This window comes from Stenotrophomonas maltophilia, assembly GCF_001676385.1.
GTDB classification, from domain to species: Bacteria; Pseudomonadota; Gammaproteobacteria; order Xanthomonadales; family Xanthomonadaceae; genus Stenotrophomonas; species Stenotrophomonas maltophilia_J.
The window spans coordinates 1-14,901 of record NZ_LYVJ01000002.1; the positions used below are offsets into that span (position 1 = coordinate 1).

13 protein-coding genes are annotated in these 14,901 nt (G+C 67.2%); 6 read left to right on the top strand and 7 right to left on the bottom strand.

The window, feature by feature from the left end; genetic code table 11:
* Window positions 1-39 precede the first annotated feature (39 nt).
* From A9K58_RS02355 to A9K58_RS02370, 4 genes are all read left to right on the top strand, one after another.
* Window positions 40-618, top strand: coding sequence for a hypothetical protein (locus A9K58_RS02355; protein ID WP_065198127.1), 579 nt, complete (start codon window positions 40-42; stop codon window positions 616-618).
* 64 nt (window positions 619-682) lie between these two features.
* Entirely contained in the window at window positions 683-1,564 is an 882-nt protein-coding gene (locus A9K58_RS02360; protein ID WP_065197812.1) for an HlyC/CorC family transporter, read from the top strand.
* Complete coding sequence (locus tag A9K58_RS02365; protein ID WP_065197813.1) at window positions 1,561-2,811, top strand: lipoprotein N-acyltransferase Lnb domain-containing protein; 1,251 nt, start codon at window positions 1,561-1,563, stop codon at window positions 2,809-2,811. The genes A9K58_RS02360 and A9K58_RS02365 overlap by 4 nt, the downstream gene beginning before the upstream one ends.
* 6 nt (window positions 2,812-2,817) lie before the next feature.
* Window positions 2,818-3,840, top strand: a complete 1,023-nt coding sequence (locus A9K58_RS02370; RefSeq protein WP_065197814.1) for a magnesium and cobalt transport protein CorA — start codon at window positions 2,818-2,820, stop codon at window positions 3,838-3,840.
* A gap of 120 nt (window positions 3,841-3,960) precedes the next feature.
* Here A9K58_RS02370 and A9K58_RS02375 read toward each other — a convergent pair whose 3' ends face one another.
* From A9K58_RS02375 to A9K58_RS02390, 4 genes are all read right to left on the bottom strand, one after another.
* Entirely contained in the window at window positions 3,961-5,325 is a 1,365-nt protein-coding gene (locus A9K58_RS02375; RefSeq protein WP_065197815.1) for an NAD-dependent succinate-semialdehyde dehydrogenase, read from the bottom strand.
* 82 nt (window positions 5,326-5,407) lie between these two features.
* Entirely contained in the window at window positions 5,408-6,250 is an 843-nt protein-coding gene (locus A9K58_RS02380) for an ABC transporter permease subunit (protein WP_065197816.1), read from the bottom strand.
* A complete protein-coding gene (locus tag A9K58_RS02385) occupies window positions 6,247-7,179 on the bottom strand; it encodes an ABC transporter permease subunit (RefSeq protein WP_065197817.1) in 933 nt (310 codons plus the stop codon). The genes A9K58_RS02380 and A9K58_RS02385 overlap by 4 nt, the downstream gene beginning before the upstream one ends.
* A complete protein-coding gene (locus A9K58_RS02390) occupies window positions 7,176-8,312 on the bottom strand; it encodes an ABC transporter ATP-binding protein (RefSeq protein ID WP_065197818.1) in 1,137 nt (378 codons plus the stop codon). Before A9K58_RS02390 ends, A9K58_RS02385 begins: the two co-directional genes overlap by 4 nt.
* 303 nt (window positions 8,313-8,615) lie before the next feature.
* Here A9K58_RS02390 and A9K58_RS02395 point away from each other — a divergent pair, with 303 nt between their 5' ends.
* Window positions 8,616-9,980 (top strand): flavin-containing monooxygenase, encoded by a 1,365-nt coding sequence (locus A9K58_RS02395; RefSeq protein ID WP_065197819.1) that lies wholly within the window; start codon window positions 8,616-8,618, stop codon window positions 9,978-9,980.
* Between the two features lie 39 nt (window positions 9,981-10,019).
* Here A9K58_RS02395 and A9K58_RS02400 read toward each other — a convergent pair whose 3' ends face one another.
* From A9K58_RS02400 to A9K58_RS02410, 3 genes are all read right to left on the bottom strand, one after another.
* On the bottom strand, window positions 10,020-11,129 hold the full coding sequence (locus tag A9K58_RS02400; protein WP_065197820.1) for a polyamine ABC transporter substrate-binding protein: 1,110 nt from the start codon (window positions 11,127-11,129) through the stop codon (window positions 10,020-10,022).
* A gap of 90 nt (window positions 11,130-11,219) precedes the next feature.
* Window positions 11,220-12,617 carry a glutamine synthetase family protein gene (locus A9K58_RS02405; protein ID WP_065197821.1) on the bottom strand — a complete coding sequence of 466 codons (1,398 nt, stop codon included), beginning with the start codon at window positions 12,615-12,617 and terminating at the stop codon, window positions 11,220-11,222.
* Window positions 12,614-13,375 carry a gamma-glutamyl-gamma-aminobutyrate hydrolase family protein gene (locus A9K58_RS02410; RefSeq protein WP_065197822.1) on the bottom strand — a complete coding sequence of 254 codons (762 nt, stop codon included), beginning with the start codon at window positions 13,373-13,375 and terminating at the stop codon, window positions 12,614-12,616. Before A9K58_RS02410 ends, A9K58_RS02405 begins: the two co-directional genes overlap by 4 nt.
* Before the next feature lie 160 nt (window positions 13,376-13,535).
* Here A9K58_RS02410 and A9K58_RS02415 point away from each other — a divergent pair, with 160 nt between their 5' ends.
* Window positions 13,536-14,813, top strand: a complete 1,278-nt coding sequence (locus A9K58_RS02415; RefSeq protein ID WP_065197823.1) for an NAD(P)/FAD-dependent oxidoreductase — start codon at window positions 13,536-13,538, stop codon at window positions 14,811-14,813.
* Window positions 14,814-14,901: the final 88 nt, after the last annotated feature.

The following is a 14,901-nucleotide window of genomic DNA, read 5'->3' on the forward strand; positions in this document are numbered from 1 at the left end:
CCCCCCCCCCCCGCAAACCTGACCGAAATGCAGCCGAGCATGGGCTCGGCTCTACAACGGGAACTCTTCGTGCTGCTGCGTATTGCCCTGCCCCTGCTGCTTGCCGCATCCGCTCCGGCCGCTGCCCTGGACCTGCCGGCCCTGATCGAATGCCGCCAGGGCGCGGCCGAGCACGCTGCGCTGGCGCCCCTGCTGGCCGACCCGTTGAAGGCCGTGGCGCAGGGGCTGCAGCCGCTGCCGCAGGGCAACCCGTTCATGAGCGAGTACCGGCTGGCCCGGCCGATCGCGGTGTTCGGCACCACCACCGAGCAGGTGGCGGTGGCCGGCGCCAGCATCCTGGCCGTCCTGGACCAGGCCGATCCACGGCCGCTGGCCAAGCGGCTGGAACTGGAGACCGGGTACGACCAGGACGGCAAGTTCATGGCCGGGCGTGAGCTGGTCAGCCGTGACGTCACCGACCCCAAGAGCGGCGAGGCCCAGATCGAGTCGATCATTCTCAGCGTCTCCACGGTGGCCTCCCATCCCGGCAAGACCCTGGCCGGCTGCACCTACAGCCTGGACCTGCCGGAGGAGGAAGCGGCCCCGACCGCCCCCGGCCCGTCCGCCGGCAGTCACTGACAGGCCGCCACATCCTGCTAGACTTGGGCCAACGCCCGGCCTGCCGGGTGCCTTTTTTCCAGAGATGTCAGAAGACGACAGTAGTAGCTTCCCCGCGGAGCAAAGTGAAAAGAAGCGCGGCTGGCTTGAACGCCTGACCTCCGCCTTCTCCGGCGAACCTCATACCCGCGACGAGCTGGTCGCGGTCCTGCACACGGCGCAGGAAGAAGGCCTGATCGCCGCCGATACCCTGAAAATGATGGAAGGCGCCATCTCGGTGGCCGAATTGACCGTGGGCGACGTGATGATCTCGCGCTCGCAGATGGTCTCGCTGCCGGTGGAAGCCCCCTTCCTGGAACTGATGAAGCAGGTGGTCGAGTCCGGCCATTCGCGCTTCCCCGTGCACGGCGAGAACAAGGACGACATCCTTGGCATCCTGCTGGCCAAGGACCTGCTGCGCGGCGTGGTCGCCGACAACGGCCCGGCCAACGTGCGCGAGCTGCTGCGCCCGGCGGTGCTGATCCCGGAAGCGAAGAAGCTCAACGTGCTGCTGAAGGAGTTCCGGCTGTCGCGCAACCACATGGCCATCGTGGTCGACGAGTACGGCGGTGTCGCCGGCCTCGTCACCATCGAGGACGTGCTGGAGCAGATCGTCGGCGAGATCGACGACGAGCATGACGAGGCCGAAGATCCCTCGGCGCAGATCGCCATGCAGTCCGACGGCCAGTACGTGGTGGATGCGCTGACTCCGATCGGCGATTTCAACGAGCGTTTCGGTGCCAGCTTCTCCGACGAGGACTACGACACCATCGGTGGCCTGATCACCGAGGCCGTCGGCCACCTGCCGGAAGTCGGAGACGAGCTTGCGCTGGATCGCTTCATGTTCCGCGTGGCCCGCGCCGACGCGCGCCGGGTCCAGGCATTCCACGTGACCGTGCTGCCACCGGACGCGCAGGACGACGCTTGAAGCGCCCCGGCCTGCTCCTGACCCTGTGGCTGGCAGTGAGCGTGCTCGCCACGCTGCTGCCACCGTCCGCGTCCGCGCAACCGTCGGCAACGGCACCCGCCACGCCCACCACGGGCGTTGAAGCCGCTGCGCCCCGCATCGGCGTGGTGACCATGCAGCCGGGCACGGTGTTTTTCGAGCGCTTCGGCCACGATGCCATCGTCGTGGTCGATCCGGCCAGCGGCGAAGCGACCTCGTACAACTTCGGCTACTTCGACCCGTCCGAGGACGATTTCATCAGCCGCTTCGTGCGTGGCGACATGATGTATTACCTGGTAGCGCTGCCGCTGCAGCAGGACCTGTCGTACTACGACGAAACCGGCCGGGGCGCCAGCGTGCAGTGGCTGGACCTGCGCCCGGAGCAGGCACGGGCGCTGGCCGCCGGCCTGGCTGAGCGGGCGAGGCCGGAGAACGCGCGCTACCACTACGACTACTACACCGCCAACTGCGCGACGATGGTGCGTGACACGCTGGACACGGCGCTGGGTGGCAGCCTGCAGTCGCAGCTGTCAGGCCGCTCTCGCGGCAACACCTATCGCAGCGAATCGGTTCGCCTGGCCTCCCCGGCACCATGGATGTGGCTGGGCTTCGACCTCGGCCTCGGGCCCTTCGCCGACCAGCCGCTGTCGCGATGGCAGGAGGCGTTCGTGCCGATGCGGCTGGCCGATGCCCTGCGCCAGGTGCGCAACAGCGACGGGCGGCCGCTGGTGCAGTCGGAACAGGAACTGCTGCCGCACCGCATCGATCCGGAGCCGAAGGAGTTCGCGCGCCGCTGGTGGCCGTGGCTGCTGTGCGGCCTGGTGATCGCCGCCGGCGTGCTGGCACTGCGCCAACGCCCGCGCCTGCTGGCCGGGCTGGCCCTGCCGTTCTGGCTGCTGTGCGCCATCGCCGGCAGCCTGCTGGTGTTCCTGTGGGGCTTCAGTACCCACTACGCCGCGTGGGCCAACCGCAACCTGCTGCTGCTGTCGCCGCTGGCCGCGCTGCTGCTGCCGGGCGCGATCGCGCTGCTGCGCCGGCGCGTGCCGGGCCGCATGTTCAGGATCGTGCTGTGGCTGCTGGCGGTGCAGGCCGTGGCGGCCCTGGTGCTGCACTGGCTGAGCCTGCAGGCGCAGTACAACGTGCAGTGGATCGTGCTGCTGCTGCCGGTGCACGCGGCCCTGGCCTGGGCGCTGGGGCACCGTCCTCACTTGTCCGAAACACGGCAGTGACGCACGATGGCGGGCATGTCATTGCCCGCCTCCGCTTCCGCACCTGCCTCGGCCAATCCTGCCTGCGTCATCAACTGCGTCCACTACGATGACCAGGGCAAACGCCACGATATCGGCCTGGATGCCATCAGCGATGTCATCGCCAGTGGCAATGGCTTCGTCTGGGTCGGCCTGTACGATCCCAACGACGATGTGCTGCTGAAACTGCAGGAGGAATTCTGCCTGCACGACCTGGCCATCGAGGACGCGCGCAATGCGCACCAGCGGCCCAAGGTCGAGACCTACGGCAACTCGCTGTTCGTGGTGGTGACCACCGCGCAGATGGTCGACGAGCGCATCCAGTACGGCGAAACCCATGCCTTCCTCGGCCCGCGCTTCCTGGTGACCGTTCGCCACGGGGCCTCGCTGTCGTACGCGCCGGTGCGTGCACGCGTCGAGCGTGAACCGCAGTTGCTGAAGATGGGCCCGTCGTACTGCCTGTATGCGGTGACCGACTTCGTGGTCGACAACTACCTGCCGATCGTGCATCGCTTCCGCGACACCCTGGACCTGCTCGAGAAGGACATCTTTGCCGAGAGCTACAAACGCAGCACGATCGTGCGCCTGTACGAGCTCAAGCGCGAGTTGAACAAGATGCGCATGGCCGTGGCCCCCCTGCAGGACGTGCTGGCACAGCTGCGACGCTACCAGGGCGAGCTGATCCCCGACGAAGTGAAGCTCTACGTACGCGATGTGCATGACCATGCCGTGCGCATCAGCGATGTAATCGATACGCTGCGCGAGATGCTGGGCACCGCTCTGAGCGTGAACCTGTCGCTGGTGACACTGGCGCAGGGAGAGACCGTCAAGCGCCTCGGTGCATGGGCCGCGCTGCTGGCGGCACCGACGCTGATCACCAGCTGGTACGGAATGAACTTCAGCCACATGCCGGAACTGAACAAGCCATGGGCCTATCCGCTGATGATTGTCGGCGTGGGCGGCGTCTGCGTGGCGCTGTACCGGCTGTTCAAGCGTTCGGGCTGGCTGTAGCGCATCCACCAACGGTTGATACCCACCAGGCAGGTGGGCACTTCATGTAGAGCCGAGCCCATGCTCGGCTGATTTTGCCATGCAGCCGAGCATGGGCCCGGCTCTGCACAGACGACCACATCAAGCCACGTACACGGTCTTGATGTTCATGAACTCCTGGATGCCGTGGTCGGCCAGTTCGCGGCCGAAGCCCGACTGCTTGCTGCCGCCGAACGGCAATCGCGCATCACTCTTGACGATGGCGTTGACGAACGCCGCACCGCATTCCATGCGCTGCGCAAAGGCCTCGCCGCGTACCGGGTCGCGCGTCCACACGCTGCCGCCCAGGCCGAAACGTGTATCGTTGGCCACGCGCAATGCCTCGGCCTCGTCGCTGACCCGGATCACCGCAGCCACCGGCCCGAACAGTTCCTCGTCGTAGGCCGGCATCCCCGGAGCAACCTGGTCGAGCACGGTGGCCGGATAACCGGCATGCGTGCCGGCAATCGGTTCGCCGCCGAGCAGGACCCGCGCGCCCTTCGCTACGCTGTCCTGCACCTGCCTGTGCAGTTCTTCGCGCAGGTCGGCGCGGGCCATGGGTGCCAGCGTGGTGCCGCGTTCGTCGGGATCGCCGTATCGGCGTTGGCCGGCCGCTTCGACGAAGCGGCGGGTGAACTCATCGGCCACCGCGTCGACCACGATGAAGCGCTTGGCGGCGATGCAGGTCTGCCCGCTGTTGTCGAAGCGCGATTTCACTGCCGCTGCCACGGTCTTGTCGAGGTCGGCGTCGTCGAGCACCACGAAGGCGTCGCTGCCGCCCAACTCCATCACCGACTTCTTCAGCTGGCTGCCGGCATTGGCGGCGATCGAGCGCCCTGCCCGCTCGCTGCCGGTCAGCGTCACCGCCTTCACCCGCGCATCGCGCAGCACCTCGGCGGCCTGGTCGTTGTTGATGTGCAGTACATCGAACACACCGTCCGGCAGTCCCCCGTCACGGCACACCGCCAGGATCAGGTCGGCGCACTGCGGCACGTTGCTGGCGTGCTTGAGCAGGGCCACGTTGCCCGCCATGAGCGCCGGAGCCAGGAAACGGAACACCTGCCAGACCGGGAAATTCCACGGCATCACCGCGAACACGCAGCCGATCGGTTCATAGCGCACGTAGCTGCGCTGCGCTTCGGTGTCGATCAGCTGCGGCTTCAGGTAGTCGGCGGCGTGATCGGCATAGTACTCGCAGGCCGCCGCGCACTTGTCGACCTCGGCCAGCGCCTCGGCCTTGAGCTTGCCCATCTCGTGGGTCATCGCCTGCTGCAGGTCGTCGCGGCGCGCGCGCAGCTGCGCGGCGATCTGGCGCAGGATGGCGCCTCGTTCCTGCAACGAGCGCTCGGCCCAGCCGGGGAATGCATCGGCGGCAGCCTGCAGGCGCTGCTCGATATCGGCAGCGCCCATCAGTTCATGGCGGTAGGTCACCCGGCCAGTGGCCGGGTCGATGATCTCGACGGTCATGGGGAATCTCCATCAAAGTGCCCCCATTGTGCCCCGTCGGCTGTGAGCCTCACGTTGCCGGCGCTGCCGACGGATCATCCGCTCAGCCGTTGTCCTGCCGCGCCAGCTGCAGGTCGCGCTGGCGCCGCTTCTCGGCGCGGGCATTGATGTACCAGCCGATCACCGCGGCGATCGATACCGCCGATACCAGCAACGTGGCCAGTGCGTTGATCTTCGGGCTGATACCCATGCGCACCGAGGCGAACACCTTCATCGGCAGCGTGGTCGAACCGGGCGTGGCAACGAAGCTGGCCACCACCACGTCATCCAGCGACAGGGTGAAGGCCAGCAGCCAGCCCGCCACCAGCGCTGGCGCGATGATCGGCAGGGTGATGCGAGTGAAAACGGTCAGCCGGCTGGCGCCCAGGTCCATCGCCGCCTCTTCCAGTGACAGGTCCATTTCCTGCAGGCGCGAGGACACCACTACGGTGACGAAGCACAGGGTGAAGGTGACGTGGGCGATCCAGATGGTGGCCAGGCCGCGTGCCGGGAAGCCGGGAATCGCGCCCATCGAGGCCAACAGCGCCATCAGCGAGAAGCCGAGGATCACATCCGGCATCACCAGTGGCGCGGTAACCAGCGCGCCGAACAGCGGCTTGCCGCGGAAGCGCTTGAAACGCGTCATCACCATCGCCGCCAGCGTACCCAGCACGGTGGCGGTGCAGGCGGTCCAGAACGCCACCACCAGGCTGGTCCACATTGCCTCCATCAGCGCGCGGTCGGCAAACAGGTCGCTGTAGGCACGGGTGGAGAACCCGGCCCAGACCATGGCCAGCCGCGAGCTGTTGAACGAATAGAACATCAGCAGCAGGATCGGCAGGTACAGGAAGGCGAAGCCGAGCAGCAACACGCCCAACCCCACCCCCTTGGCGGCACGCGGGCTCATCCCTGCTTCCCTTCCAGCAGGCGCTGCTGGGATCGGTTGAACAGCAGGATCGGCACCAGCAACAGCAGGATCATCGCCACCGCCATTGCCGAGGCACCCGGCCAGTTGCGGTTGTTGAAGAACTCGTTCCACAGCTGGCGGCCGACCATCAGGGTTTCCGAGCCACCCAGCATTTCCGGGATCACGAATTCGCCTACCGCCGGGATCATCACCAGCATGCAGCCGGCGATGATGCCGGCCCTGGACAGCGGCAGGGTGATGCGCACGAACGCCTGCCACGGCTTGGCACCGAGGTCGTAGGCCGCTTCCAGCAGGCGGTGGTCATGCTTGACCAGGTTGGCGTACAGCGGCAGCACCATGAACGGCAGGTAGCAGTAGACGATGCCGATATAGGCAGCGGTCGGCGTGTCGATCAGCTGCAGCCGGGGCAGGCCCATGTGAGTCATCAGCGCCTGCAGGCCGGTGAACTGCAGGAACTGGTCGAGCAGGCCATTGCGGTCCAGGATCGCCTTCCACGCGTACACACGGATCAGGAACGAGGTCCATGACGGCAGCACCACCAGCATCATCGCCACGTTGCGCGCGGCTGGCGACAGGCGGGCGATGGCATAGGCCATCGGGTAACCGATCAGCAGGGTGAGCAGGGTGGAGATGGCCGCGATCCTGATCGAGCTCAGGAACGCCTGTGCGTAGATCGAATCGCGGAACAGCGCCAGGTAATTTTCCAGGTTCAGCTTCAGCGAAAACGCACCATCCACGTACTGCAGCAGCCAGGTATAGGGTGGCGAGCCAACCCGGCTGTGCGAGAAGCTGATCATCAGCACGATCAGGAACGGCACCGCGAAGAACAGCAGCAGCCACAGGTACGGGATGCCGATCACCGTGGCACGCAGCCCCGGCCGCCAGCGTTTCAGGCCGGTGGCGCTCATGAGGTCAGCACCACGCCGTCGTTGTCGCGCCAGTGCATCCAGACCTCATCGCCCCAGGTCAGGCCATCGCTGGCCCAACGCTGCGAGTTGGCGAAGTTGGCCAGCACCTTGGCGCCGCTGGGCAGGCGCACGTGGTAGACCGAGTGGCTGCCGAAATAGGCGATGTCCTCGATCACGCCCTGCGCCTTGTTGGTGTGCCCTTCCGGTTCGTCCTTGCCGATCATCACCTTCTCCGGGCGCAGCGCGAACGCGACCGGCTGCCCTTCGTAGCAGGTGATGCCGTGCGCAATGTAGATCGGCGCCGGGAACAGCGGCGACCGCACCGTCACGTACTCCGGCAGGTCCTCGTCGATCACGCCGTCGAACAGGTTCACCGAGCCGATGAAACCGGCGACGAAGCGGTTGGCCGGCTGCTCGTAGACCTCGTCCGGCTTGCCGACCTGCTGAATCCAGCCGGCATCCATCACCGCGATGCGGGTAGCCATGGTCATCGCTTCTTCCTGGTCATGGGTGACCATCACGCAGGTCACGCCGGACGATTCGATGATGCTGACCAGCTCCAGCTGCATCTGCGAGCGCAGCTTCTTGTCCAGTGCGCCCATCGGTTCGTCCAGCAGCAGCAGCTTCGGCCCCTTGGCCAGCGACCGCGCCAGCGCCACGCGCTGCTGCTGGCCACCGGACAACTGGTGCGGCTTGCGCTTGCCCAGGTGCCCCATCTGCACCAGCTCCAGCATCTCGCCGACGCGCCTGCTGATCGCATCCTTGCCCAGGCCATCCTGCTTCAGCCCGAAGCCGATGTTCTGCTCGACCGTCATGTGCGGGAACAGGGCATAGGACTGGAACATCATGTTGACCGGCCGCTGGTACGGCGGCAGCGCGTCCAGGCGCTGGCCATCGAGGGTGATGCTGCCCTTGGTGGGTGTCTCGAAGCCTCCCAGGCAGCGCAGCAGGGTCGATTTGCCACTGCCGGAGCCACCGAGCAATGCGAAGATTTCGCCCTTGCGCACGTCCAGGTTGACGTCGTCGACAGCGACGAAACCATCGAATTCCTTGCGCAGGTCACGAATGGAGAGATAGCCGGGCGCACCGGTCGTGTCGACGACGGTGGCTGCCGGCTGGGCTTCAACGGGCATGGAGGCTCCGGGAGCGGGCGATGGACAGCGGCCGCCATTCTACCGGCCAGGGGCCGAAGGGGATATGACGGCAGTGGGCCGGAGCGTCCTCCGGGCCGCCCCTCGCGGGCTGTCGGATTTTCCCCTCCGCGGTCTGCGCCCAGGCTCGCGGCCCGCGCGCGCCCACCTGCCTGCCCCGGCGCCTGGCCCCGGTTGCGCCGGCACCGGAGGGACTCTGCAACGTTTTTCAGAACGGCAGGCCTTGATCGTTCGCAATGCCGGCGCGCGCAATGACCGTGCAAACGCCCAGCATGAGGAACACGCATGATTTCCCCGGATACCGCCCCCCTCGCCCGGCGCGCGCCACTGCCGTCATCGGCCCAGGGCCAGGATGTGGCCGTCATCGGTGCCGGCCAGGCCGGCCTGTCGCTCAGTGCGGTGCTGCAGGACGCGGGGATCAGCCATCGCGTGCTGGAGGCCGAAACCATCGGCGCCAGCTGGCGGCGGCGCTGGGACTCCTTCCAGACCAATACCGCCAACGCCACGATGGCCCTGCATGGCCACGCCTACGCGGGCGACGACCCCGAGGGTTTCATGGGCGCGCCCGAGGTGATCCGGCACCTTCGCGACTATGCGAGGGAGCGCGCCCTGCCGGTCAGCGAAGGCTGCGCGGTTCATCGGGTTACGGCCAGGGACGGTGGTTACGCCATCGACACCAGCCAGGGCCCGATCCACGCGCGGGCGGTGGTGGTGGCTACCGGCGAGTATCGTCGCGCCCGGATGCCGCGGGTCCCCTTCGTACCAGGGTCCCGCCTGGCAGTGCTGCACTCGGGTGACTACCGCAGTCCGCGCCAGCTTCCAGCGGGCGCGGTGCTGGTCATTGGCGGCGGCCAGTCGGGTGCGCAGATCGCCCAGGACCTGCAGGGCGCCGGGCGCAGCGTGTACTGGTCGCTGGCCGAACGCCATTCGCATACCCGACGGTTGCGCGGCAAGGACTCGATGACCTGGTGGGACATGGCCGGGCGCATCCACCAGCACGTGGGCGAAACCGCCGGCGTGCTGGCCGGCGAACCGGACGCGCTGCGCAAGGCACGGACCGCCGAATTCCCCTTGATTTCCGGCAAGGGTGCGCGGGGCAGGGGCAGCTCGATCAGCCTGCTGGCGATGCATCGGGACGGCATCACGCTGCTGGGCCGCCTGCAGGCCCTGGAGCACGGCATCGCCCGCTTCGCTGACGCCCGGCCGCAGCTGCACAGGGCGATCGAGGCAACGCGGGCCGAGTACGCCTACCTCGACGCCCTGGCCAGCGCCTACTACGCCAGGCACCCCGAGCCACGCACGGATGACGCCCGCTACATCCCAGAAGAGGTCTACCTGCACTGGGAACCGGACGCCTCACCGCGCGAACTGGACCTGCAGGCTGCGGGCATCCACTCGGTGGTGCTGGCCACCGGCTTCATTGCCGAATGGCCCTGGCTGGACGTGGACGGCGTGCTGGACGCACACGGCTACCCGCTCGGCGAGTTCGGTGTTTCACCGCAGCCGGGGCTGTTCTTCGTCGGCATGCACAACCTGCAGCGGATGAGTTCATCGTTCCTGTGCAACGGCGGTCGCGATGCACGTGACCTGTTGCCGGCCATCCAGCGGCATCTAGGCCGGGGTGGTGATGCCGCCCCCGGTCAAGGGTGAGGCGCTCCGCCGGGCATGGCCCGGCGGCACCCGCAGGGCTCAACGCCCGGTCTTCACCTCGGTCCACAGCCGGGTGTAGAGCTTGTCGGTCTCCGGCGTGTTGATTGAATAGGTGAACATCTTCTCGGCCACATCGGCCGGCGGATAGATGGTCGGATCCGTGCGGATCGCCTCATCCACCAGGGGCGTCGCCGCCGGGACCGGGTTGGCGTAGTGGATGAAGTTGGTGTTGGCCGCGGCGACCTTCGGTTGCAGCAGGTAGTTGATGAACTTGTACGCCGCTTCGGGGTGCTTGGCATCCTTCGGGATCGCCAGCATGTCGAACCACTGCGGGGCGCCTTCCTTCGGGATGGAATAAGCCACATGCACGCCGTTGCTGGCCTCTTCGGCGCGGTCGCGGGCCTGGATGATGTCGCCCGACCAGCCGACCACCAGGCAGGTGCCTCCATTGGCCAGCGAGCCCACGTACTGCGAGGAGTGGAAGTTCTGCACGTAGGGGCGGATCGACTTCAGCAGGTCGGCGGCCTTCTGCAGTTCGGCCGGATCGCCGCTGTGCGGATCCAGGCCCAGGTAATGCAGCGCGATCGGGATCATGTCGGCCGGCGTGTCCAGGATCGCCACGCCACAGTCCTTCATCTTGCTGATGTTCTCCGGCTTGAACACCAGGTCCCAGCTGTTGGCGATGTCGGTGCTGCCACCGAAACGCTCCTTCAGCATGTCCACGTTGTAGCCGATGCCGGTGGTGCCGATCATGTACGGCACGCCGTACTTGTTGTCCGGGTCCTGGGTCGCAATGCGCTTCATCACCGCCGGATCGAGATTGGCCAGGTTCGGGATCCTGCTCTTGTCCAGTGGCAGGAACACGCCCGCCTGGATCTGGCGGCCGAAGAAGTTCAGGGTCGGTACCACTACGTCATAGCCGCTGTTGCCGGCCAGCAGCTTGGTCTCGACCATCTCGTCGCTGTCGAACACGTCGTAGGTCACCTTGATCCCGGTCTCCTTCTCGAAGGTCGGGATGGTGTCCTCGGCGATGTAATCGCTGTAGTTGTAGACGTTCAGGACCTGGCTGTCCTGCGCGCCGCCGTTGCCACCGCCACAGGCGGCGAGCATGGCGGAGGCCAGGCCGAGCGTGAGGATACGCAGCTTCATCGGGTGCTCCAGAATGCAGAAAGAGGACCGGCGGTAGCCGGTGACGGCTGCCAGCCTACCCCCGGCCGATGGATTTTTCTATTGCGGGGCTCAGACGTTCAGCAGCAGGAACTCCCGCTCCCACGAGCTGATGACACGGAAGAAAGTCTCGTATTCCTTGCGCTTGACCGAGATGTAGGCCCGGCAGAAGCGTTCGCCCAGCAGGGCCTGCAGCTCGCTGCACCGTTCCAGCCCGTCCAGCGCCTCGCCCAGCGAGCGCGGCAGGTTGTATCCCAGTTCCTTGGCGCTGCCGGTGACAGGCGCGTCCGGTGCCAGCCGCTCGCGGATGCCAAGCAGGCCGCAGGCCAGGGTTGCCGCCATCGCCAGGTAGGGGTTGGCGTCGGAGCCCGCGAACCGGCTTTCCACGCGCATGTTCTCCGGCGTATCCAGCGGTACGCGCAGGCCGCAGGTGCGGTTGTCGAAGCCCCAGTGCACGTTGCTCGGGGAAACCTCGCCGAACACCAGGCGGCGGTAGGAATTCACGTTGGGCGCGAAGAACGCCATCGCCTGCGGCGCATATTTCTGCAGGCCGCCCAGGTAATGGCCGAATACCGGGCTGAACTCGCCCTCGGCGTCGCCATCCCCGGCGAACACGTTGCTGCCATCGCTAACCCGCACCAGGCTCTGGTGGATGTGCATCGCACTGCCCGGCTCGTTTTCCATCGGCTTGGCCAGAAAGGTCGCATACACGCCATGGCGCATCGCCGCCTCGCGCATGGTGCGCTTGAACAGGAACACCTGGTCGGCCAGGTCCATCGCATCGGCATGGGTGAAATTGACCTCAAGCTGAGCGGCGCCGGATTCGTGGATCAGCGTGTCCACGTCCAGCTTCATTGCGTCGGCATAGTCGTACATCAGGTCGAGGATCGGGTCGAATTCGTTGACCGCATCGATCGAGTACGACTGCCGCGCTGTTTCCGGACGGCCGGAGCGGCCGGCCGGTGGCAGCAGCGGGAAGTCCGGATCGGTGTTCTTCTGCACCAGGAAGAATTCCAGCTCCGGTGCCACCACCGGGCGCAGGCCCAGTTCGGCGTAGGCGGCCAGTACGCGGCGCAGCACGTTGCGTGGGGCCAGTTCATGGGGCTCGCCGTTCTTGGTGTAGCAATCGTGGATGACCTGCGCGGTGGCATCGGCCGCCCAGGGCACCATGCGCACAGTGTCCGGGTCGGGGCGCAGCATCATGTCCGAGTCCGACGGCGAGGTCAGCTCGTAGTAGTCGTCGGGAAATTCGCCGGTGACGGTGGTGGCGAAGATGCCTTCGGGCAGGCGGGTGCCGTAATCGTGCGAGAACTTGTCGGCGGGGATGATCTTGCCGCGCGCGTTGCCGGTGATATCCGGCACCAGGCATTCGACCTCGGTGATCCGCCGCTCCTTCAGCCAGCGCAGCAGGCTGCTTTCCTGCGGTACGGGAGGCGTGGCCGTCTTGCGCGGGCGCGTTCGGGAACTCATCGGGATTCCAGTCGGTCCTGTTGGTGCTGCCGGCAAGCTTGGCCGAATGCACGGAAAATGGCGTGATAGAACGGCGCGTGCATGACACGCCACTCCGGGTGCCACTGTACGCCGAGCACGAAACGATGGTGGAGGCTGCGCGCGGCCTCCACCAGCCCGTCATCGGCCCGGGCCTCGACCTGCAGGCCCGGCGCGAGGCGGGCGATGCCCTGCCCGTGCACCGAATTGACATGCGCGCGGCCACCCTCGTGCCACTGCGCCAGCCAACCATCGGCGGCCAGCGTTACGGCATGCGCTGGCCCGTACTGCACCTCCACCGGCGCCTGCAGGTCTTCGCGATGGTCGGCCAGGCCGGGTACGGCATGCACCTGCGGATGCAGGCTCCCGCCCAGCGCGACGTTCAGTTCCTGGAAGCCCCGGCAGATCGCCAGCACCGGCAGGTCCAGCGCCAACGCCTGGCGCAGCAGCGCAAAGGCATTGGCATCCCGGGCCGGGTCATGCGGATTGCCCGGCCAGCTGCGCCCGCCTTCGTAGTGCTGCGGCTCGATGTTGCTGGCTGCGCCGGTCAACAGCAGGCCATCGAGCCCCTGCAGCCAGTCGCCGGCCGGCAACGGTGGCTTCAGGCTCGGTAGCACCACCGGGGTCACCTCAGCCGCCTCTGCCAGCGCGCGCACGTACTTCTCGCCAGCCACCGCGAAGCGGTGATGGCCGAGCACGATGCTGTCGGTGGGCAGGCCCACCCAGGGCAGGCGGCGCATGGGAAGACTCCTTGGCGTGCGGACACGTTACCCGTCGCTCACCGCACGCGGCAAGCCGCTGCCGTCACGCCATGCCGTCGCGCATCGGCGAAACTACGCGGGTGAACGCTGATCGAACTGCCACGCTCCGTCCTCCCGCCCTGCACCCGCGAGGCCTGCAGTGAACGCCGCCTTCCCCCCCAGCTGGTATGCGGCCAGCCTGGCCGAACCGCCCGCATTGCCCGCGTTGCGGGGGGAGGTGCATGCGGATGTCGCGGTGCTGGGCGCGGGTTACACCGGCCTGACCGCCGCACTGGAACTGGCCGCGCGCGGCCAGCGCGTGGTGGTGCTGGAAGCGCAGCGGATCGGCTGGGGCGCGTCCGGCCGCAACGGTGGCCAGGCGCTGGTCGGTTATGGCTGCGAGGTGGACGAACTGGAGCGTCAGCTCGGTCGTGACGATGCGCGCCACCTGTTCGACTGGTCACGCGATGCGGTGCAGGCCATGCGCACGCGCATCGATCGCCACGGCATCGACTGCCATTGGGTGGAAGGCCACGCCAGCGTCGCCATCCGCGAGCGTCATGAGCGCGACCTGCGCGCCAACTGCGAGCACCTGCAGCGCCACTACGACTACCCCATGCAGTGGTGGGACCGTGATGCCCTGCGCGAACAGCTGGCCAGCCCGCGCTACCGCGCCGCGATGTTCGATCCGCTCAGCGCGCACCTGCAGCCCCTGGCCTATGCCCGCGGACTGGCCGATGCGGCCAGTGCGGCCGGCGTGGTGATCCACGAGAACTCTGCAGTGACCCGCGTACAGCGCGGCACCCAGCCCACCCTGCACACCGCGCAGGGAAGCGTGCGCGCTGCGCATCTGGTGATCGCCGGCAATGCGTGGCTGCAGGGCCTGCTGCCCGAGCTGGAACGCCGGATCATGCCGGTCGGCACCTATATCGGCGCCAGCGCGCCGCTGGGTGCCGAGCGCGCCCGCGCCCTGATCGGCAACAACATGGCCGTGGCGGACACCGCCTGGGCACTGGACTACTTCCGCCTCAGCCACGACCACCGGCTGCTGTTCGGTGGCCGTGCCAGCTACTCGGCGCTGCCTCCTCCCGGCCTGCGCGGGGTGATGCAGCGGCGCATGCACCAGGTGTTCCCGCAACTGGCCGACGTGGCACTGGACCAGGTCTGGGGCGGCTACGTGGACATTACCCGCAACCGCGCCCCGCACTGGGGCCGGCTGGATGGCAACCTGTACTTCGCGCAGGGGTTCTCCGGCCACGGTGTGGCCGCAGCCGGGCTGGCCGGCGAGATCATCGCGGCAGCGATTGCCGGCCAGAGCGAGCGCCTGGACGTGTTCCAGCGCCTGCGGCATGCGCCCTTCCCCGGCGGCCGCCTGCTGCGCACCCCCCTGCTGGTCGCGGCGATGTCCTGGTACAAGCTGCGGGATGCCTTGTGGTGAACATTTTGCATTTACGCCCGTATGGAGCGTTCTGAACAAATCGGGGCGCTCATCGTGCTGCACGCGTCACAGATTTTCACGCAACTTC